The sequence below is a fragment of the Butyrivibrio hungatei NK4A153 genome, from assembly GCF_000424465.1.
GTDB lineage: Bacteria > Bacillota > Clostridia > Lachnospirales > Lachnospiraceae > Butyrivibrio > Butyrivibrio hungatei_A.
Genome location: NZ_KE384197.1, coordinates 91,814 through 113,020, shown reverse-complemented (window position 1 = coordinate 113,020; position 21,207 = coordinate 91,814). Strand labels below are relative to the sequence as shown.

At 37.8% G+C, this 21,207-nt stretch carries 20 protein-coding genes; all 20 read left to right on the top strand.

Features of this window, described 5'->3' with window-relative positions; genetic code table 11:
- The first annotated feature begins 2 nt into the window (after positions 1–2).
- The 20 genes from G628_RS0114515 (at position 3) to G628_RS17615 (ending at position 21,204) form a co-directional block, all read left to right on the top strand.
- Positions 3–1,241 carry a glycosyltransferase family 4 protein gene (locus G628_RS0114515; RefSeq protein ID WP_027209444.1) on the top strand — a complete coding sequence of 413 codons (1,239 nt, stop codon included), beginning with the start codon at positions 3–5 and terminating at the stop codon, positions 1,239–1,241.
- Positions 1,213–2,388, top strand: coding sequence for an N-acetyl sugar amidotransferase (locus G628_RS0114510; protein ID WP_034501022.1), 1,176 nt, complete (start codon positions 1,213–1,215; stop codon positions 2,386–2,388). Before G628_RS0114515 ends, G628_RS0114510 begins: the two co-directional genes overlap by 29 nt.
- Positions 2,389–2,431: 43 nt before the next feature.
- A complete protein-coding gene (gene hisH, locus G628_RS0114505; protein WP_027209442.1) occupies positions 2,432–3,043 on the top strand; it encodes an imidazole glycerol phosphate synthase subunit HisH in 612 nt (203 codons plus the stop codon).
- A 13-nt stretch (positions 3,044–3,056) separates the two neighbouring features.
- A complete protein-coding gene (locus tag G628_RS0114500; RefSeq protein WP_027209441.1) occupies positions 3,057–3,833 on the top strand; it encodes an AglZ/HisF2 family acetamidino modification protein in 777 nt (258 codons plus the stop codon).
- Between the two features lie 4 nt (positions 3,834–3,837).
- The gene (locus G628_RS0114495; RefSeq protein WP_051199235.1) at positions 3,838–5,007 is read left to right on the top strand and encodes an N-acetyl sugar amidotransferase; all 1,170 of its coding nucleotides are present in this window, start codon (positions 3,838–3,840) and stop codon (positions 5,005–5,007) included.
- 24 nt (positions 5,008–5,031) lie between these two features.
- Positions 5,032–6,078, top strand: coding sequence for a hypothetical protein (locus G628_RS0114490; protein WP_027209439.1), 1,047 nt, complete (start codon positions 5,032–5,034; stop codon positions 6,076–6,078).
- A 260-nt stretch (positions 6,079–6,338) separates the two neighbouring features.
- The gene (locus tag G628_RS0114485; RefSeq protein WP_155833827.1) at positions 6,339–7,454 is read left to right on the top strand and encodes an O-antigen polymerase; all 1,116 of its coding nucleotides are present in this window, start codon (positions 6,339–6,341) and stop codon (positions 7,452–7,454) included.
- Entirely contained in the window at positions 7,451–8,956 is a 1,506-nt protein-coding gene (gene murJ, locus G628_RS0114480) for a murein biosynthesis integral membrane protein MurJ (protein WP_027209437.1), read from the top strand. The genes G628_RS0114485 and murJ overlap by 4 nt, the downstream gene beginning before the upstream one ends.
- Before the next feature lie 26 nt (positions 8,957–8,982).
- A complete protein-coding gene (locus G628_RS0114475) occupies positions 8,983–10,008 on the top strand; it encodes a sugar phosphate nucleotidyltransferase (protein ID WP_242827240.1) in 1,026 nt (341 codons plus the stop codon).
- Positions 9,998–10,657: an acetyltransferase gene (locus G628_RS0114470; RefSeq protein ID WP_242827239.1), complete on the top strand. Its 660-nt coding sequence runs from the start codon at positions 9,998–10,000 to the stop codon at positions 10,655–10,657. The genes G628_RS0114475 and G628_RS0114470 overlap by 11 nt, the downstream gene beginning before the upstream one ends.
- Positions 10,658–11,650, top strand: a complete 993-nt coding sequence (gene neuB / locus G628_RS0114465; RefSeq protein WP_027209434.1) for an N-acetylneuraminate synthase — start codon at positions 10,658–10,660, stop codon at positions 11,648–11,650. It begins immediately after the preceding gene.
- Positions 11,647–12,807, top strand: coding sequence for a UDP-N-acetylglucosamine 2-epimerase (gene neuC / locus G628_RS0114460; protein WP_027209433.1), 1,161 nt, complete (start codon positions 11,647–11,649; stop codon positions 12,805–12,807). The genes neuB and neuC overlap by 4 nt, the downstream gene beginning before the upstream one ends.
- A gap of 264 nt (positions 12,808–13,071) precedes the next feature.
- Complete coding sequence (locus G628_RS19270) at positions 13,072–13,203, top strand: hypothetical protein (protein ID WP_278246554.1); 132 nt, start codon at positions 13,072–13,074, stop codon at positions 13,201–13,203.
- A 496-nt stretch (positions 13,204–13,699) separates the two neighbouring features.
- Positions 13,700–14,638 (top strand): Gfo/Idh/MocA family protein, encoded by a 939-nt coding sequence (locus G628_RS0114450; protein WP_027209432.1) that lies wholly within the window; start codon positions 13,700–13,702, stop codon positions 14,636–14,638.
- Positions 14,635–15,396 carry an acylneuraminate cytidylyltransferase family protein gene (locus G628_RS0114445; RefSeq protein ID WP_027209431.1) on the top strand — a complete coding sequence of 254 codons (762 nt, stop codon included), beginning with the start codon at positions 14,635–14,637 and terminating at the stop codon, positions 15,394–15,396. Before G628_RS0114450 ends, G628_RS0114445 begins: the two co-directional genes overlap by 4 nt.
- 13 nt (positions 15,397–15,409) lie before the next feature.
- The gene (locus tag G628_RS0114440) at positions 15,410–16,420 is read left to right on the top strand and encodes a Gfo/Idh/MocA family protein (RefSeq protein ID WP_034501040.1); all 1,011 of its coding nucleotides are present in this window, start codon (positions 15,410–15,412) and stop codon (positions 16,418–16,420) included.
- Positions 16,410–17,642 (top strand): polysaccharide biosynthesis protein, encoded by a 1,233-nt coding sequence (locus G628_RS0114435; protein WP_027209429.1) that lies wholly within the window; start codon positions 16,410–16,412, stop codon positions 17,640–17,642. The genes G628_RS0114440 and G628_RS0114435 overlap by 11 nt, the downstream gene beginning before the upstream one ends.
- A 39-nt stretch (positions 17,643–17,681) precedes the next feature.
- Positions 17,682–18,833: an aminotransferase class I/II-fold pyridoxal phosphate-dependent enzyme gene (locus tag G628_RS0114430; RefSeq protein WP_027209428.1), complete on the top strand. Its 1,152-nt coding sequence runs from the start codon at positions 17,682–17,684 to the stop codon at positions 18,831–18,833.
- 22 nt (positions 18,834–18,855) lie between these two features.
- Positions 18,856–19,923, top strand: coding sequence for a polysaccharide biosynthesis protein (locus tag G628_RS0114425; RefSeq protein WP_026513913.1), 1,068 nt, complete (start codon positions 18,856–18,858; stop codon positions 19,921–19,923).
- 3 nt (positions 19,924–19,926) lie between these two features.
- Complete coding sequence (locus G628_RS17615) at positions 19,927–21,204, top strand: NAD-dependent epimerase/dehydratase family protein (protein WP_051199233.1); 1,278 nt, start codon at positions 19,927–19,929, stop codon at positions 21,202–21,204.
- The last annotated feature ends 3 nt before the right edge of the window (positions 21,205–21,207 follow it).

The window sequence follows — 21,207 nt, the reverse complement described above, 5'->3', positions numbered from 1 at the left end:
AGATGAGTAAAAGAATCCTTGTAATATGCCAATATTTTTATCCTGAACAGTTCAGGATTAATGACATATGCACAGAATGGGTACAGAGAGGATATGACGTTACTGTACTGACCGGAATACCTAATTATCCGCAGGGCAAATTTTATAAAGGCTACGGCTTGTTTAAGAATAGAAAAGAAACATGGAACGGAATTAAGATAATAAGGATACCTCTTATTCCGAGAGGACATTCACCGATAGGGCTTGTGCTTAATTATTTTTCGTTCCCGATTTCAGGATTTTTTTGGAATATATTTACTAGAATACAGGCTGATTACGTATTTATGTTTGAAACTTCGCCGATGACTCAGTGCAAGATTGGTGTGAGATATGCCAAGAAACATAGAGCTCCGCTTTATTTATATGTTCAGGATCTTTGGCCTGAGAACGTTGAGATTGTGACAGGAATACATAATCCACTCATAATAAAGCCTATAGATAGAATGGTTGATAAGATTTACAAAGCCTGTAATGAGATATTTGTTACAAGTCCAAGTTTTGTAGAGGCGGTTGTGAATCGAAAGGTTCCTGTTCCGAGAGAAAAGGTACATTATTGGCCGCAGTATGCGGAAGATTTCTATAATGTGCTGGATAGAGAGGCTTCGATAAAGGAACTTGGCGACTCTGATGATGACAGTATCAAAGAGCTTATAGCTGATAATACATCCATGAAGATTGCTTTTACCGGTAATATCGGTTATGCGCAGGGACTTGAAGTCCTTCCGAAGACAGCAAAACTTCTCGGAGATACGAACGTTAAGTTTGTGATTGTCGGAGATGGAAGATATAAGAGTAAGCTTGTTTTTGAAATAGAAGAATTGGGTGTGAGAGACAAGTTTATACTGATAGACAGACAGCCTGCGGAGAAGATTCCTGCATTTCTGGGATTGTGTGATGCGGCGTTCATCTCATTTATGGATACGCAGCTCTTTACATGGACTATACCGGCCAAGCTTCAGTCATACATGGCTTGCGGAATGCCGATAATTGCATCTGCAAAGGGTGAGACTGAAAGAGTTATAAAAGATGCGGATTGCGGTGTATGCGTTGATATCGGAAATGCAGAAAAACTTGCTGAAGCAATAAAAAATCTTCCGGATTCATATAAAAATATGTATGGACCGAAGGCAAGAAAATATTTTGAAACTAATTTTACAAAGAAGAAACTGATAGATGAATTCGAAAAATATTACAGACAATAAGGAAACAGTTAAAATAAGACCGTATCAGAGATGCACAAGATGCGTTATGGATACGACTGATTCAAAAATAACATTTGACGAGAACGGTGTATGTGATCATTGCCGTAACTTTGATAAGAATATAGCGCCGTATTGGAAGCCAAAAGAAAATAAAACAGAAGAATTAATGCAACTTGCCGAAAAGATAAAAAAAGCAGGAAAAAACAGTGATTATGACTGCATACTTGGGCTTTCCGGCGGGGCAGACAGTTCATATCTTGCATATATTGCCAAGGAAGTTATGGGGCTTAGACCGCTGGCTTTTGTGGTTGATACAGGTTGGAATCTTAATGTGGCTGTTGATAACATTGAGAAGATAGTTAAGGGCCTTGACATAGATATGTACACTGAAGTCATTAACTGGAAAGAAATGGCCGATCTGCAGCTTTCATTTTTTAAGTCCGGAATATCTTCACAGGACTTTCCTCAGGATCACGCGATTTTTTCTGCCTTGTACAATTATGCTGTTAAACATAAGATTCACTATGTTCTTACGGGATCCAATAATGCAACGGAGTTTATTCGTCCGCCGGTCGAGTGGATATATATGAATGACCTGACCATGGCAATGGATATTCATAAGAAATTCGGACAGAGAGAATTAAAGACATATCCCACATGCGGAATGCTGAAGTACAAAGTATATTACAGATATTTTAAGCAGATGCACAGGGTGTATCCGCTTGATTATGTTGTTTATAACAAAACGGAAGCAGAACAGCTGCTCCATGAGAAGTACGGGTGGAATAAATACGAGAATAAACATTATGAGAATGTGTTTACCAGATTTTTTGAAGGATATTATCTTCCTCACAAGTTTGGATTTGATACTCGTAAAAATGTAATGTCCAATGAGATACTTGCAGGAACACTCACAAGAGAAGAGGCTTTGAAGAGACTTGAACAATCTCCGTATGATCCTGATCTTATGATGCAGGATAAAGAGTATATCGCAAAAAAACTCGGAGTTTCAACAGAGGAATTTGATGCCATTATCGAGGGACCAAATAAGACACCTGAAGATTACAAGAATTCTATGTGGATGATTCGACTCGGCGTGTTTGTTAATAAGCTACTCGGTATGGAGCGAAGGAATCTTAGAGTATAACGGACATTACAGTCAGACAATATATAGAAAAAGTGGTAAAGCAATGATAGGAATAATTGATTATGGGCTGGGTAACCTTGGCTCCATAAAGAATATGCTTAAGATAATCGGAGAGAAAGCAATTATTTCTTCCGATATAACAGAACTTGATAAATGCGATAAACTTATTTTGCCGGGTGTTGGTTCTTTTGATGCCGGAATGAGTAAGCTAAATGAAAGCAATTTAGCTGAATATATAAAGAAGGTGGCAACTCAGGATAAGAAACCTATTCTTGGTATATGCCTTGGAATGCAACTTCTGGGAACAGGCAGTGAAGAAGGTACTTCAAAGGGACTTGGCCTCATTCCGTTTTGCAGTAAGAAGTTTCAAGTTCACGATTTTAATTTGAAAGTCCCTCACATGGGCTGGGATATAGTTGATATCAAAAAAGATATACCGCTTACACGCGGTCTCACAGAAAAGAGACAAAGGTACTATTTTGTTCATTCATATCATGCAGTATGCGAGTCACAGGAAAATGTCATGATGACATGTGATTATGGTTATGAATTTGCGGCAGCGGTTGTGAAAGATAATATCATGGGCGTTCAGTTTCACCCGGAGAAGAGTCATAGCTTCGGAATGGCACTACTAACTAATTTTGTAGAAATGTAATCAGAGATTAATTATGTATAACAGACCACGTATAATCCCTGTTCTTCTGGTAGATGACAGGGATCTTATTAAAACAAGACAATTTAAAGAAAGAACATATCTTGGAGATCCGGTTAATGCCGTTAAGATATTCAATATTAAAGGAGTAGATGAATTATCCATATTGGATATAAGCGCTTCCAAGAATCATGGAGAACCAGATTTTCAGTTACTTAGCGATATAGCAAGTGAAGCATTTATGCCATTAAGTTATGGCGGCGGAATCACAAATATTGATCAGGTCAGAAAACTGCTTGCAATAGGATATGAGAAGGTTGTACTTAATACAGCACTTGTGGATAATCCCGAGCTGATAAAAGAAGCAGTGCGACTTTTTGGAAGCCAGAGTGTTGTTGCATCTATAGATGCAAAGAAGAACAAGAACGGATACGAGTGCATTATAGAAGACGGAAGTCGTAAGACAGGAATAGCACCGGCTGAAATGGCAAAGAAAGCATTGGAGCTTGGTGTTGGTGAGATAATAATCAATTCCATAGATAATGACGGGATGATGCAGGGATATGATATTGAACTTGTTAAGAGCATAGCTGATGCAGTTGATATTCCTGTAACTGCAATAGGCGGAGCAGGCGGAATTGATGATCTAAAAAAGGTACTGCAGGAAGGACATGCACATGCGGCAGCAGGCGGAAGTATGTTTGTGTTCTACGGAAGACTTCGTGCTGTGCTTATAACGGCACCTCGAGAAGAGGAATTGATAAAAGCCGGAATATATGATTCGGAAGGATAATAAGATGAGTGAAGTTGTCATAAAAAGTAAATACAGTAAGCCATATCAGATATGCAAATGTTGTGTAATGGATACGTCAGATGAAGATATTACATTTGATTCAAACGGCGTATGTATGAGATGCAATGAATATAAAGAACGTATAGAACCTGAGTGGAATCATGGCAAGGGACATGAGAAAGAATTACAGGATCTTATAAATGCTATTAAAGAAAGCGGAAAAGGAAAAGAGTATGACTGTATACTCGGCCTTTCGGGCGGACTTGACAGTTCTTACATGCTGCATCTTGCAGTAAAAGAGTGGGGATTAAGGCCATTTGTATTCCATATCGATGCCGGCTGGAATCTTCCTGTTGCTGAGACCAATATAAAGAAACTTACGGATAAGCTTGGAGTTGAGCTTCATATGGAGAAGATGGACTGGGATGAGATGCGCGAAATGCAACTTGCTTGGTTCAGAACAGGACTTGAAATGCTTGACGCTCCTCAGGATCATGCGTTTATTTCACTTATAGACAGATATTCATGTGAGCTGGGAGTTAAGTATATTCTCAATGGTTATAATATTTGCACGGAGATTATTGCAGATCCATCTTCATGGGAGAAAGGATCAGGCCCGACAGGTGACGGTACATATCTTAAGGATGTAATCCGCAAATATTGCAAAATACCGATCAAGAATTATACATTTACCAATGGATTTAAACATAAATTCTGGATTCCGTATGTTTTGGGTGTTAAGACATTAAAGCCGCTTAATTACGTAGAGTTTACAAAGGAACAGATGCTTGAAACTCTTAAGAAAGAATATGACTATGAGCCGTATTCGCAGAAGCATTTCGAGGATCTTATCACGAAATTCCTTGAAGGCTATTGGCAGCCTACAAGATTTGGACATGATATAAGAAGAGCTCAGTTATCAAGCCTTGTTGTAACAGGACAGATGACAAGGGATGAGGCTTTGAAAATTCTTGAGCAGCCGCCGCTTTCAGAAGAAGAGAGCAAAGAGTTGTTTGCAGAAGTTGCGAAGAAGCTTGAAATATCTGAAGAGGAACTTATGAAATATCATGAGATGCCTGAGTGTACAGATAAATTCAAGAGCCAGGAGAAAATCTATAATCTTGGTATCAAGCTTTATGAGAAACTCGGACTCGAAAAGAGGATCAGGAAATAGTCGGAAATATTGAGGTTTGAAGGATTGAGTAATAAGGAAAAAGAGATTTTTCTTAACGGAATAGATAATTTAAAAGCAATAGGTTTTGAAAAGCAATTAAGCTTTATGACATCAATGAAAATGTTCCTTTTTTATATATGCTTATGTGTTGTATCAAAAAAGCAAAGTGTAAATTCAGAGGTGTTTTTCATTAATGGATATTTTGAGGCTAAGAAGAATAATCCGGCAACTGAGAATTTTCAGAGAATCCATGTCAGAAAATTTACTGATTCAATAAAGGATTTGCGAGAGAAGGTTTCCATTGTTTCAACGATACCTGTAGGAAAAAGGTTTTGGATCATATTGTCTTCTGTTATGAGCACTCCTCGAGGTGGGCATAATCTCGGAAGATGGCTCGAATATCGCTTGTTGAGAGAAGCATTTGGTGGCAACAGATTTAATGCAGTATGTTCATTTGGACATTATGATGAATTTACATATTGGCTTACGGAATTATGCGCGGAGCATAAAGCGTCATACAGCATGTATCAGCATGGTGTTGTTACGGAGAAGATTATAATTCCCAATAAGATATATTGTGATGAAGTTCATTTATACAATAAATTCTCTGAAACAGTATTTAGAGATGTAATAGTGAAAAATGACAGTTGCAGATATTATATCGATGGTTTTAAGACTAATATAGAGTTTAAGCACATGGAGAAACAAGAAGGAAAAAAGTATGTAGGAATTGTGGATCAGACTTTTCCTGATTGGCTCACGGATATAACAGAGTGCATATTAGGATTGGAAGGATATGTTGCTGTTGTTATGCTTCATCCGCTTTCCGCAGGAAATATGTTTGAGGGAAAAGAATCAATTATCGAAACAAGGGATAAGTATGATAATTTGGATTGTATAATAGTTGATTTCTCAACGCTGGTGCTGGATTATATTAGTATTGGATATGATGGACCGATTATTTGTACAAGTAGAGAGGCTTGTGAGGGGCTTTTTGGAGAGTATGGACTTAAATATGTGGATAAGGAAAAGTTACAGAAATTCTTACCTAATGTTATAAAGGAGAGGTAATATAGTTGAAGGTAAAAATACCTAGAATACCGACAAAGGCAATTATTCCTTTGGTGAGTATTATTGTTTTATTTGGATTATATATATGCGAAATAGAACTTAAGTATTTCTTTTTTGGATTTGTGGTAATAATATATGCATTGTTATTTCCTAAAAAGCTTTTAAATCCCAAGAACATTGTTTTTGCATATTATTTTGTGTGGTATTGCCTGAGCCCGGTATTTTCGAATCGGTATAAAAATGTGTACGAGCAATATGGTGTGGAAAAAGTTAATCAGGCGTTTTTAATGTGTTTTGTGACATATGCTGTTGCGATGTTTACTTTGGAGTGGTTTCTGAATGATCTTGATAAAGATACGGATAGAATCACTGAAGTTAGAAAAGAAAAAAAAGATCGTAAAAAAAATGAAATAAGGATGGGAAAGGTTACTTTTTCAGTTGTATGTAGCCTTTTTACAATAGGTTTTTTTATATACGTTAAGAGAACGGGTGGGTTTTCGGCATGGATTAAAAGTGCGAATGATGCCTTTTTTAGTAGAGGTGGCGCTGGAATGTTTTATTTGCTATTTACACATGCGTTGCTTTTATTGTTGTTTTTTGAGGGGCAAAGGGGAATTACAGGATGGCGCGGATATTTTAGGCGTTTTTTGTATATAGTGCTTTTATGTGCGTCATATACATTTATAGGTAGTAAATCCACTACATTCATGATGATTCTGATGCTTATGGCAGATAAAGTCATTAAATTAGAAACATTAGATAAAAAGAGTATTTTGCTGATCGTTTTGGGATTGGTTATTTTTGTTGTCGGAATGATCGTCAGGCTGGGTGAAATAATGACAGGCAGTTTGATAACCGGTATAAATCAGATTCTGAATTATTTTGATACTTTTGAGAATTTTCTAATAATGACAAGAGACTATTCTCCTGATTTTCTGAGAACATTCTTTTTACCGTTAAACTGGCCGCTTGTAAAACTTGGAATTACAAATTTTTCGGAATTTTTTGATATGAGCGTATGGTTGACGATGAAGTATTATCCGGATTCCTGGATGAATGGGGGAACGATGCAGTGGCCTATAGAGGCTGATATGTATATGAGTTTCTATTATTGGGGGGGAATACCGCTATTGATAATATATTTTGCTACCATAGCATTGATATACAAAAAAGCACAGAATAGAGGAGCGTGGCAGTTTATCTATATTATTGAAGGGTTTTATATTCTTTCGCATCTTAGAGGCGGATTCTTGATCTATTGGTATTATTGGCTGATTCCGTTGTATATATGGTTGATAATAAAATATGATAAAAAACAATCATTGGAACCTATTAAAAGATATGAAATAAAAGAGGAAGAAGATAAGGTGTCGTGAAAAAAACAGTTCTTATTTTTACTATAGTTTCCGTGTTTGCAAAGATAATTGCATTTGGAAGGGAACTGGTTCTTTCAAATTATTTTGGCGCGGGGCAGGTCAGCGATGTATTCATTTTGTCAATGACTTTGCCGGTTACAATATTTGGATTTATTGCAACCGGTGTGACCTCGGGATATATACCGATGTATCAAAAGGCGAAGGTTGAAGAAGGCCGGGAAGTTGCTCTTAAGTTTACCAATACTGTAATAAATGCTTTGATAGTAATTTGCATTGCGATTACAGCTGTTTATTTCATATTTCCCAAACAGTTACTGGGGATATTTGCGAGTGGATTTGATGATAAGACTCTTGAGCTGGCAAGGCAGTTTACTAATTTCAGCATATGGGCAACGGTTTTTACGGCTATTGTTACGGTGCTGTCGGGATATCTGCAGATTAATGATCGGATAAAGATTACAGCGTTAGTGTCAGTGCCGCTTAATCTTGGAGTAATGATCACAATCATTGCTGCGAAGATAGTGGGGAATATTTATATTTTACCTATAGGATTTCTGCTGTCTTCGTTGATACAAGTTGTATTCTTGTGGATATGCAGTTGTAAAAGTGGATTTAAGTATTCAATCCTGCTTGAAGGAAGAGATAAATATTTTAAGATGTTTATGTCATGCTTGGCAGTTTTGATTCTTTCGGGATCGTTACAGCAGGTAAATGTTTTGATTGACAGAACGTTGGCAACAACTGTAGTTGTCGGAGGATTGTCGGTTTACGAGTATGGTAATAAAATAAGTGATTTTGTGATGGGGCTAACTATAATCCCAATCAGTGCTGCTGTATTTCCGATAATGACTAAATCCAAAGATGATTCGAAGGAGCTTTGCAAGATCCTTTCTGATGGTATAAGGTTATCGTCTCTGATAATAATACCTGCTTCTGTGATAATGGTCATGTTTGCAGATGTTATTGTTAAGATTCTGTATTACAGAGGGGCGTTTAGCCTCAATGATGTTATTAAAACGGCAGATGTTGTTAAGTACTATGGCGTAGGGCTTATAGCTTTTTCAATAAGAGAGATGATTATTAAGTGTTTTTATGCTGTAGGCGATACTAAGTCACCAATGATCAACTCTTCTATAGGTGTAGCGATTAATATTGTGCTTAATTTTATATTGTTGAGACTTTTGGGACTAGGAGGATTGGCTCTGGCAACTTCGATATCTGCCGTAATATGTGTTGTTCTGCTTTACAGAGCACTGAAAAAGTATCTTAAAGACATTGACATCAAAATAATCTTGGGCAGATGCGTTGTATTATATCTGGTTGCAGGAGTAGTGTGCTATGTAGCATTACTGATATATAAGAGGGTAAGTGGATATATCGGAGGTGTCATTATACCGTTTGTTATATCGATGGTATGTTTTTCTGTCGCTTATTTTATAATTTCTATAGCGACAGGAATGATCAGCGTAAATGAAATTAAAGTATTGCTGAAAAGGAAGTAAAACAGATGGATAATATCAGTATTTTTTTGGGAAAAGAAGACTTAACTATATCTGAAGCAATGCAGGGAATAGATAAGAATTCTTTTGGAATTCTGTTTCTTACAGATAGTAATGGCAGGATGTCGGGATGTATTACTGATGGTGATATAAGAAGGTTTTTATTGGCGGGAGGAGGTATGGAAGATCCTGCTATTGAGGCTGCGGAGCGTCATCCCAGATATGCTACGGATATGGAAGAAGCCGAAATTTTATATCATAAGAAAAATTATATTGTTATTCCAATTCTTAATGAAGACAGAGTAATAATAGATTTATATTGTGGAAAATCATTGACGGAGCATAGGACTAGAAATTCGTTAAAAGTGCCCGTTGTCATAAATGCAGGTGGAAAAGGTACAAGATTGGATCCGTTTACCAGAGTATTACCAAAACCTCTGATACCTGTTGGGGATTTGCCGATTATTGAGCTTATAATGCAAGAATATCGTTCATATAATTGTGATGAGTTTCATATTATAGTGAATTACAAGAAAGAGCTTATGAAGGCATATTTCTCAGATAATGAGGCAAATTACAATATTACTTGGTATGATGAAGAGAAGCCACTTGGTACCGGTGGAGGCTTGAGCCTTTTAAGAGGAAAGCTTAAAAATACATTCTTTTTTGCCAATTGCGATGCGTTACTTACTGCTAATTATGAGGAAATGTTGCAATTCCATAGAGAGAATAGAAATGTAATCACAATGATATGTGCTTATAAGAATATCAACATACCGTATGGAGTTGTTGAAATGGGAGAAAATGGCGTTATTACCAATATGAAGGAAAAGCCGTTAATGTCGTTTCTGACTAATACAGGGATTTATATTGTTGAACCTGAGGTAATTGATGATATAGATGATGACGAGGCTATTGGTTTTCCTGATATTATAGAGCGGGAAAAGCAAAAAGGAAAAAAAGTTGCTGTATTTCCTGTTAGTGAAAATGACTGGATGGATATGGGACAGCTACCTGAACTTGAAAAGATGAGGAAGAAACTATTTGAAGAATGAACCGGGAGGAATTGAATTGAAATCCAAATTGCTACTGATCGGTGGAGGCGGACATTGCAAATCTGTATTGGATTGTGTGCTTTCATTAGATAAATATTCGGATATAGGAATAATTGATTCTGAAATTGGTACGAAAATAATGGATATACCGGTTATTGGTAGTGATGACGATCTTCCAAATCTGTTCAAAAGTGGGTGGTCGGATGCGATTGTTACAGTTGGAAGCGTTGGTAATACAAGAGTAAGACATAAGCTCTATGAGATGTTAAAGGCTATTGGATTTAATATGCCGGTTATTGTTGATTCTACTGCAATTGTTGCCGATAAGGTAGAAATTGGAGAGGGAACATTTATAGGCAAGGGAGCTATTGTCAACTCGGAAACAAGTATCGGATGCTGTACAATTATCAATTCAGGATCAATTGTCGAGCATGAATGTAATATAGGGGCATTTTGTCATATAAGTACCGGCGCAACGTTGTGTGGACAGGTGAAGGTTGGCGATGATGCACATGTTGGCGCAGGAACGGTTGTACGTCAGTGTATAACAATTGGAAGTAATACACTGATCGGGTGTGGAAGTGTCGTTGTAGAAAATGTTCCCGATAAAGTTAAAGCATATGGTAATCCATGTAAGGTGGTAGAATAGATGAGTGTGTTTATAATTGCAGAAGCAGGCGTTAATCATAACGGAAGTTTTGATCTTGCGTGCAAGATGGTTGATGAAGCGAAGAAGGCAGGAGTTGATTGCATAAAGTTCCAAACTTTCAAATCAGAGAATCTTGTCTCGATAAATGCAAAGAAAGCGGAATACCAAAAGAAAACTACAGGCGGTGGTTCACAGATTGATATGCTTAAGAATTTGGAACTATCGTATGATGAATTTCTGAAATTAAAAGAATATTGTGACAAGGTAGGGATATGTTTTTTATCTACCCCGTTTGATTTTGACAGTATAGATTTTCTGAATACTATTAAAATGCCATTTTGGAAGATACCTTCCGGGGAAATAACGAACTATCCTTATTTAGTTGCCTTGGCAAAGACCGGGAGACCGGTTGTGATGTCTACCGGTATGTGTGATATGTCGGAAATAGCTGATGCTATAAAGGTGCTTAGAGTGAATGGAACACAAGAGATCAAGTTGCTTCACTGTAATACTGAGTATCCCACACCTTTTGAAGATGTTAATCTTAGTGCTATGAAGACTATGAAGGAAGCTTTCAAACTTGAAGTCGGATATTCGGATCATACAAAAGGAATTGAAGTTCCAATTGCCGCTGTTGCACTAGGCGCAACGATTATAGAGAAGCATTTTACATTGGATAGAAATATGGAAGGTCCTGACCATAAAGCAAGTCTTGAACCAAGCGAACTTGCTGCTATGGTATCAGCTATACGAAATATTGAGAAAACAATAGGTACAGGGGACAAGGTGCCTTCGGAATCAGAAAAGAAAAACAGAACGGTTGCCAGAAAGAGTATTGTTGCAAAGACTTCTATAAAAGCAGGGGATATGTTTACAGAGAAAAACATTACGGTGAAACGCCCCGGAACGGGAATCAGTCCGATGAGATGGGAAGAAGTACTTGGACAAAAAGCTATAAGAGATTTTGATGAGGATGAAATAATAGAGATATGAAGAGTATAGCGGTTGTAACTGCTACAAGAGCTGAATATGGATTGTTGATGCCTGTAGTAAAGGAATTACGTAAATATGAAAGTGATGATCTGAAAATTGATCTGATCGTAACAGGAACTCATCTCAGTGACGATTATGGTCATACTGTTGATGAGATAGAGAAAGACGGAATCAGAATCGATCATAAAGTATCTGTTTCGGTCAGATCGGATTCTGAAGAAGATATATCATCCAATCAGGCGGAAGTTTTGATTAAGTTTACGTCATTATTTGTAGCTGAGCACTATAATGCGGTTATTCTTCTCGGCGATAGGTACGAAACGCTTGCGATTGCTATAGCTGCGGGTAATACACTGACGCCTATTTTCCATTTATGTGGCGGAGATACCACAGAGGGTGCTATAGATGAATGGATAAGGCACTCAATTACCAAGATGAGTTATCTGCATTTTGTTACAAATGATGATAGCAGAAGAAGAGTAATCCAGCTTGGTGAGGAGCCGGGGCGTGTGTACAATTATGGTTCTACAAGTATTGATAATATATTAAATGCTGCAGATATGAGCAGGCAGGAAGCACTGGAAAGCGTTGGACTGCCTGATTGTAAGTATGCTCTTTGTACTTATCATCCTGTAACAATGGATAACGGAAGTGTTGATGAGCAGATAAATTCTTTTCTTGGCGCTGTTAAGAGTTTTCCTGATGTAGAGTTTATTGTAACCAAGTCTAACGCTGATCATGGCGGAGCAAGAATAAATGAATTGCTTGATGAAGCGGAGAAATGCATGGATAACTTACATGTATATACTTCATTGGGAATCCGCAGATATCTGTCACTAATGAAATATGCGGAGTTTGTATTAGGTAATTCTTCGAGCGGAATTATAGAAACTCCGGCATTTAAGGTCCCGACAGTTAATATAGGTGATAGACAGCGTGGCAGATTACAATCTGAAAGTATAATTAATTGCGGAGTAGAAACTGCTGATATAGTAGCTGCGATGAATAAAGCCATGGGCATTGAACATAAGAAATTGTGTAAAAATGTTGTTAGTAGGTACGGAGATGGGAATGCAGCTGGAAAAATTGCAAATAAAGCAGTTGAAATAGTTACAAGTGGGGGGATTGATTTAAAAAAGAAATTTTATGATATATAATGTTTGCTTTGAAATGCTTTTATAAATGTGGTAGTATTGAAAAAGTGCAAATTACTATAGTACGATGAGGGGTCTGCTATTCTTTTGACTTTAAGGAGTGACTTGTCCTTAAAGATAGATGTCTGATGTTTTATTAAGAATTTCATTTTTGTATTTTGATATAGTTAAAGAAGCTGAAGGGTGTAAAAATTTTTAAACTTAAAAGCTTGTGCTGAGTGCAATTACATTGATGAAATATATGAGTATTCCAATGAATTTTATGAAATGAAAAGAGTGGGAATGGGGGGCTATATGACCGGTATAGCCTTATCCATTGCGCTTATAGTGATCAATCTTCCGTTCAGTATAGAAGAGATGAAATTGGTATTGTCCGTAACAAGCTACATAAAAAAGTGATAACCAGAGCGTTTGGAGATTTATTATTTCTAAACGATGATGTTAAGAATAAGAATTATGATATATACAGGCTGGGACGACGACTTGATAGAGTGAGGTTTGCTTTTTTGTTTTTTTCAAAAAATGCAGGCAGGACAAGAGCGAAATTAAGAAAATTTTATCTGAGCAGGCTTTTTCAAATGAAAATAAAAGAAGAAAGTTAGAGCGTTTTCTTAATTTTCGGATTGCACATAAATGTTATTTTCAATGGGCTGTAAATGAGTTTATAGGTGAAATCTCACCCAAGAGAGTCTATGTAAGTTATACATATGATAGATTTGCACTGACTACAGAGCAAATATGCTATGATATTATAATGATTGTTGAGATTTAAACAGAAAGTAGTATTTAGGATTGCAAAATAGTGTTAGCCTTGTTACATGTTTTATTATATAGTATGTGACAAGGCTGATGTTATTATTTGGGAGAAAAGTTGTTGAGGTGACAAACTATGTGTATGGTAAAAAGTAGTTATAGAATTCTTATTATTGGATACGGTTCTATGGGACGAAGACATTCTTCAAACTTATTGGATATACTTGGTAACAGCGTTCATATAGATGTATTGAGGAGAAAAAGTAGTGGGGCGGGATCAGAGAGTGATTCTGACAGGAGGATTAGGTTTCTGTTTTCGGATGATGAGTTGGAAGAAGCTTATGATGCTGTTTTTATAACTAATCCAACATCGTTACATTATGAGACTATAAATAAATACCTGCATCTGAGTGATGCGTTTTTTATCGAGAAGCCTGTTTTTGTTACGGGAGAAGAGAATATAGCGCCTCTAATCTCTGTGCGCAAGCTATTTTATGTTGCGTGTCCTTTGCGATATTCCAATGTTATACAATGGCTTAAGAAGAATATTGACTTTTCTGTGGTTCATTCGATGAGAGTGATGTCATCAAGTTACCTTCCGGATTGGAGACCGGGAATAGATTATAGGAATACGTATTCTGCACATAAGGAAATGGGGGGAGGAGTTTCTATTGATCTGATTCATGAATGGGACTACATTAGTTATCTGGTAGGTTTTCCGAAGACTGTAAAAAGCATTATTGAGAGGAAATCAAATCTGGAAATTGACTCCGATGATATCGCGGTGTACGTTGCAGAGTATGAAAATATGCTTGCAGAAGTGCATCTTGACTATTTTGGAAGAAAAGCACTCAGGAGAGTAGAATTATTTGCTGAAGATGATACAATTGTAGCAGACTTGATTAATCAGAAGATTGAGTGGTTGTGCTCCGGAAAAGTTGTTGATCTATCTGAAGACAGAAATTCATATCAGAAAAAAGAACTTGAACATTTCATTGATATTATTGAAGGAAGAAGCAGTAATGACAATGGAATAGAGGAAGCATGCAAGGTATTAAGAATTACTCGAGGTGTATTATGAGAATTTTGTTTACTATATGTGGAAGAGCAGGATCTAAAGGATTCAAGAATAAGAATTTAAAAGAGATGAATGGTGTCCCGCTTGTTTATTACACATTATCTGTTATCCGACTTTACAAGCAAGCTCACCCTGCGGATGACATTGTGGTGGCGCTCAATACGGATAGTTTGCCGCTTGTTGATATTGTAAGAAAGCAGACTGTTATAAGTGACGTTGTATATGTGGAACGTAAATCTGAACTGGCAGGAGATAAAGTTGCCAAGGTTGATGTTATAAGAGATACATTCAGAGCTACGGGAAGCAATTATGATGTAATAGTGGATTTGGATATAACATCTCCGCTTAGAAGATTGGAAGATGTTGAGAATATAATTGCTACATACCAGGAAAATGCAGACTATGATCTGGTTACGAGTGTAGTTCCTGCAAGACGCAGTCCGTATTTTAATATGGTTGAAGAAAAAAGCGGCTTCTATAAGAAGATATGCGAATCAGGTTATACGACCAGGCAGGAAGCACCGAATTCATATGAACTTAATGCAAGTATATATGCGTACAGACCGCAGTTCCTTGATACAGACATTTTAGATACCATCTTGGATCATAAATGCGGCATCTCGGTTATGCAGGATTACCTGGTATTGGATATCGATTCTGAAGAAGACTTCTATATGATGGAGATTCTTCACAGGTATTATATTGAACATGATGAAGAGTTGAAAAAAGTATATGATCTGGCAAAAAGTTTTGAAAGATGAAATGGGGTTTTGGATGAGTGATATTAGTTCAATATTGGTAGTAGGATATGGTTCAATGGGAAGGCGCAGGATACGACTTGTCAAAGAGTTGATTCCTGATGCAAAGATTATTTGTGTAGACAGTAACGCCGATAGACAGGCGCAGGCTAAAGAAGCCGGATTTATAGTTGCGTCTACCATTGACGAAGGAATAAGTTATTCTCCTGATATAGCTTTTGTATGTACTTCTCCGGGAAGGCATGCTGATATAATAATAGAGCTTCTAAATGGCGGTATTCATGTGTTTACGGAGCTTAATCTTACGTCTGATAAATATGATGAGATCAAGGCTACGGCAGACAAAAACAATAAAGTTGTTTTTGTATCCAGCACTCTCATATATAAGCGGCAGATGGAAGTGTTCAGAGAAATTGTTTCTTCACAAAACAAACCTGTCACCTATATGTATCATGTAGGGCAGTATCTTCCTGATTGGCATCCGTGGGAAAGTTATAAAGATTTCTTTATAGGAAGAAAAGAAACAAATGGTGTCAGAGAGATAATGGCCATACAGTTGCCGTGGATCATACGCACATTTGGAAATGTTGCGGACGTTAAAGTTTTGCATCAAAGATGTACCGGACTGGATATTAATTTCCCTGATAGTGTAATATTAAGTATTGAGCATGAAAATGGAAATATCGGTTCGTTTCTGGTTGATGTCACCTCAAGAACGGCTGTGACCAAACTTGAGATAATCGGCGAAGATGTTCATTTGACATGGAATGGACATAATGATGATCTGTTTAAACTTAATCTTGAGACAAAAGAATTTGACCGAATTAAGGTATATGAGACGGAAGAGCACATTGAAGGATATTCTGATAATATTGCGGAAGAGCCATATCGGGATGAGATCAGAGAATTCTTGAAGGCTATTGAAGGTGAGGATATACGTTATGGTCTTTCAGATGACAGATATGTCCTTGAAATAATTGACAATGTAGAAAGAAATTATGGTAAGAGATATGAGTATGACATTTAATTTAGAATCATTTATAGGGGAATATGTAACAAAGCGCAATGCTTCTATGTTTAAACCTGATATAGAGGTCAATCAAAAAGCTCTTTCTGCTGCGATAAGTGGGAAGTCGGTTTTGGTCATTGGTGGAGCAGGTAGTATCGGTTCATCATTTATCCGTGCTATTTTGCCGTTTAAGCCGGCAGAACTTGTTGTTGTAGATACAAATGAGAATGCTTTGACAGAGCTTACAAGGTCGCTTCGTTCAAGCGCAGTTCTCAGTTCTGTTGTGCCGGATATATATTTGCCATATCCTATGGATTACAGTTCGGTTACTTTCAGAAGGATGTTCAACCATCATAAGAGAAGTAACGGCTTACGAGGTTTTGATATTGTAGCTAATTTCAGTGCGCACAAGCATGTCAGATCAGAGAAGGACATTTATAGTGTGGAGGCGCTTCTTAGGAATAATGTAATAAGTGCAAAAGGTCTTCTTGATCTTCTGGAGCAGAATCCTCCCGAGGTTTATTTCTGTGTAAGTACCGATAAAGCTGCAAATCCTGTAAACATTATGGGAGCAAGTAAGCGAATTATGGAGGATCTGATTTTTAGTTATTCTGATGTGTTCCCTGTTAAGACGGCGCGTTTTGCCAATGTGGCATTCTCTAACGGTTCGCTTCCTGCAGGATTCCTTGATAGAATCAATCAGAGACAGCCCTTATCTGCTCCTTCGGATGTAAAGAGATATTTTGTCAGTCCTCAGGAATCGGGGCAGATTTGTATGTTGTCTGCAATGCTTGGCGGCAACCGCAATATTTTCTTCCCTAAGCTTGATGAAGCTCAGATGACGACATTTGATAAGATTGCAGAGAACTTACTGACATCAATGGGATATGAAATTGATTATTGTTCGTCAGATGAAGAGGCAATAGACAAGGCTGATAAGTGGACTGAAGGATTGCCGTATCCGGTGCATTTCAGCGCGTCTGATACAAGCGGAGAGAAGGCTTTTGAAGAATTCTTTGTTGAAGGCGAAGCTGTTGATATGGAGAGATTCTCGTCTTTGGGCGTGATTACGGACAAGCAGATTCCGGATAGAGATAAAGTTATAAAGCTGATCAATACACTTGATGATGCTTTTGAGTCAGAAAGTTGTACCAAGGCTGATATTGTTAAAATTATCGGACAATATCTGCCAAATTTTGAACATATAGAGACAGGTAAGAGTCTTGATGGTAAAATGTGATTTTGCAAAGATATATAAGTAAGAAGGATAGGAAGAGAAATGATTTCGTTGGCAATACCGAATTTAAACGGAAATGAAAAAAAGTATCTTGATAACTGCATTGATACAACATTTGTATCATCAGTTGGAGAGTATGTTAATGAATTTGAGAAGATGGTGGCAGAATCAACAGGCAGTATAGGAGCGGTTGCAACAAGTTCCGGAACAACAGGACTTCATTCTGCTTTGACATCGGTTGGTGTAAAGCATGGAGAGTTGGTTATTATCCCGACTTTTACGTTTATAGCATCGGCTAATGCAATTCGTCATTGCGGAGCTGATCCATGGTTGATGGATATTAGTGAAGAGGATTGGTGTCTTAATCCTGTATTGGTTCGAAGTGAAATAGAAAAGCATTGTGAGAAACGTGCTGATGGAATGTTGTATCATAAAGAAAATGGTAAACGAGTTGCGGCACTGATGCCGGTGTATACTTTGGGAAATGTTCCTGATATGGAAGCATTCAGAAAGATTGCCGATGATTATGGTATTCCGCTTGTTGTTGATGCTGCTTGTGCGATCGGGGCAACATATGATGGAAAGAAGTTCGGTTCATTGGCGGATTTGAGTGTTCTGTCTTTTAATGGAAATAAAACCATTACATGCGGCGGTGGCGGTGCTGTTGTTGGTTGTGATCAGGATAGGCTTGATCATGTAAGACATCTTACTACGACAGCTCGCGTGTGGCCTGATTATGATTTTGACGAGGTTGGATTTAACTACCGTATGACAAATGTTCAGGCTGCTATCGGTGTGGCACAGATGGAGAGATTGGACAGTTTCATTGATGCTAAGCGCAGAGCTCGTGCATATTATGAGGAGAAATTAGAAAGCTGGGCTCAGGATAAGGGTATAACATTCTTCCCGACGACAGACGGATCATCATGTTGGTTTTCAGGTATCGTTTTACCTGAAGGAGCACATCTTGAGGACGCCAAGAGAGTATGTGCTAAATTAAAAGAATCAGAAATTGAGGTGCGTTCATTTTGGAAACCGGTACATCTGCAGAAACCATACGCTGATTGTCCTAAGAGTGATGTTTCTGTAGCTGAGAGCTTATGGCAGAGAATAATAACATTGCCTTGCAGTACTAATATTACAGAGGCTGAGTTGAAAAAGGTAACTGATAACGTGATTGAAATATTGAATTAAGAGATATTTGGGAGAAGTAATAATGTCAAGTATAAAGGAGTCATTTAAAGATAAAACATTAGTCATCACTGGAGGAACAGGATCATTTGGATCAACTGTTCTAAAGCATTTTCTGACCTCAGATATTGCGGAGATCAGGATTATATCTCGTGACGAGAAGAAACAGGATATGATGAGACATATTCTTCAGGCCAGGTATCCTGAACAGTTTTCTAAGGTTCAATTCTATATCGGAGATGTAAGAAATATAGATTCTGTACGTGATGTGATGTATGGGGCCAATTATGTTTTCCACGCTGCTGCGCTTAAGGAAGTTCCGTCATGCGAGTTTTTCCCTATGGAGGCAGTAAAGACAAATATTATCGGAACTGATAATGTTATAACAGCTGCAGTAGAGAATAAAGTTGAGCGAGTTGTATTCCTTAGTACAGATAAGGCAGCTTATCCTATTAATTCAATGGGAATGTCTAAAGCACTAGGTGAGAAAGTTGTTGCAGCAAGAGCACAGAAGGCTTTCGAGAGAGGCGGTACAGTTCTTTCCTGCACAAGATACGGTAACGTTATGTGCAGTAGAGGATCGGTTATTCCTCTTTTCATAGATCAGATCAAAGCAGGACGTCCTATTACAATTACAGATCCGGAGATGACAAGATTCCTCATGAATCTTGATGAGGCAGTTAATCTTGTTGCTTTTGCATTTGAGCATGCTGAACCCGGAGATCTGTTCATTCAGAAGGCTGATGCAAGTACAATTGGAGACCTTGCTAAGGGTGTCATGAAGGTGTTTGGAGAAACCGAATGCAAGGTTATCGGTACAAGACACGGTGAGAAGTTGTTTGAAACTCTTATGACAAGAGAAGAGAGACTTCGTGCTACTGATATGGGAGACTATTTCAGAATAGCTCCTGACGGAAGAAGTCTTAATTATGATCAGTTCTATGTGGAAGGTCAGGTTATGACTCAGGGCGATGAGGCTTATACAAGTCATAATACAAACAGGCTTGACGTGGATGGTGTCGTAGCTAAGATTATGGGCACTGATTATGTTAAGGAAGAACTTGAAGGAAGACCACACGCTGTGGAGGCATAAGTTATGAGAATATTGGTTACCGGATCTAACGGATTTGTTGGGCGCAATCTGGTATGGAATCTTAGGAACATACGAGATGGAAGAAATAATACAAGACCAAATCTGTTGATCACAGAAATATATGGATATGACTTGGGAACAAGCGATGAAGAACTTGAGCTTGCATGTGAGAGAGCAGATTTTGTTTTTAATCTTGCAGGTGTAAACAGACCAAAAGACCAGGCAGAGTTTATGGAAGGAAATTTTGGTTTTGCCTCAAAGCTTCTTGATACACTTAAGAAAAAGAACAACACTTGTCCTGTAATGTTATCGAGTTCAATTCAGGCTTCACTTATCGGAAGATTTGCGGACTCTGAGTATGGAAAAAGTAAGCTGGCAGGTGAGGAACTCTTTTTGAAATATCAGGAAGAGACAGGGAGTAAGGTCCTTGTATACAGATTTCCCAATTTATTTGGCAAGTGGAGCAAGCCTAATTACAATTCAGCGGTAGCAACATTTTGTAATGCATTTGCAAATGACCTTGAATACACGGTGAATGACAGAAATACTGAATTGGAATTGGTTTATATTGATGATCTTATTGAAGAGATGCTTGATGCTCTTGAAGGAAAAGAGCATAGATGCGATTATGACACTTCATCAGGAAGCGTTGATCCTATTGCAAATGAGACCGGTAAGTACTGCTATGTACCTACATCGCATCATGTAACTTTGGGTGAGATAGTGGATCTTCTGGAGTCATTTAAGACTGCGCCTCAGACACTTATGGTTCCGTCTATTCCGAATAATTCTTTTGCAAAGAAGTTATACAGTACATATCTGTCCTATTTGCCGGCGGAGAAGATGTGCTATAGTTTTAAATCCAACGTAGATAACAGAGGTACATTTACAGAGCTTATAAGAACTTTGGATCATGGACAGGTTAGTATCAATGTTGCTAAGCCCGGAATTGTAAGGGGAGAACATTGGCATAACAGTAAGTGGGAGACATTTATAGTTGTTTCAGGACATGGTCTTATTCAGCTTCGCAGAATCGGTATAGATCCTGAGACAGAAAAGGGATATCCTGTTATCGAATTTGAAGTGACAGGTGAACAGATGAAGGCAATTCAGATGATTCCGGGATATACACACAATATAATCAATCTCTCTAAAACGCACGATCTTGTAACCGTTATGTGGGCAAACGAGATTTTTGATCCCGGACATCCGGATACATTTTATGAAATAGTTAATAGAGATGGTGATGAGAAGATTAATCCTGAGAAAGGCAATGTTTAAGTT

Excerpts from the sequence above, each read along its gene's own strand:
- G628_RS0114430 (WP_027209428.1), top strand. The coding sequence starts at position 17,682 with ATGATTTCGTTGGCAATACCGAATTTAAACGGAAATGAAAAAAAGTAT.
- G628_RS17615 (WP_051199233.1), top strand. The coding sequence starts at position 19,927 with ATGAGAATATTGGTTACCGGATCTAACGGATTTGTTGGGCGCAATCTG.
- neuC (WP_027209433.1), top strand. The coding sequence starts at position 11,647 with ATGAAGAGTATAGCGGTTGTAACTGCTACAAGAGCTGAATATGGATTG.
- G628_RS0114500 (WP_027209441.1), top strand. The coding sequence starts at position 3,057 with ATGTATAACAGACCACGTATAATCCCTGTTCTTCTGGTAGATGACAGG.
- G628_RS0114495 (WP_051199235.1), top strand. The coding sequence starts at position 3,838 with ATGAGTGAAGTTGTCATAAAAAGTAAATACAGTAAGCCATATCAGATA.
- G628_RS0114425 (WP_026513913.1), top strand. The coding sequence starts at position 18,856 with ATGTCAAGTATAAAGGAGTCATTTAAAGATAAAACATTAGTCATCACT.
- G628_RS0114510 (WP_034501022.1), top strand. The coding sequence starts at position 1,213 with ATGAATTCGAAAAATATTACAGACAATAAGGAAACAGTTAAAATAAGA.
- G628_RS0114435 (WP_027209429.1), top strand. The coding sequence starts at position 16,410 with ATGACATTTAATTTAGAATCATTTATAGGGGAATATGTAACAAAGCGC.
- G628_RS0114445 (WP_027209431.1), top strand. The coding sequence starts at position 14,635 with ATGAGAATTTTGTTTACTATATGTGGAAGAGCAGGATCTAAAGGATTC.
- G628_RS0114450 (WP_027209432.1), top strand. The coding sequence starts at position 13,700 with ATGGTAAAAAGTAGTTATAGAATTCTTATTATTGGATACGGTTCTATG.
- G628_RS19270 (WP_278246554.1), top strand. The coding sequence starts at position 13,072 with ATGAAAAGAGTGGGAATGGGGGGCTATATGACCGGTATAGCCTTATCC.
- neuB (WP_027209434.1), top strand. The coding sequence starts at position 10,658 with ATGAGTGTGTTTATAATTGCAGAAGCAGGCGTTAATCATAACGGAAGT.
- G628_RS0114440 (WP_034501040.1), top strand. The coding sequence starts at position 15,410 with ATGAGTGATATTAGTTCAATATTGGTAGTAGGATATGGTTCAATGGGA.
- hisH (WP_027209442.1), top strand. The coding sequence starts at position 2,432 with ATGATAGGAATAATTGATTATGGGCTGGGTAACCTTGGCTCCATAAAG.
- G628_RS0114515 (WP_027209444.1), top strand. The coding sequence starts at position 3 with ATGAGTAAAAGAATCCTTGTAATATGCCAATATTTTTATCCTGAACAG.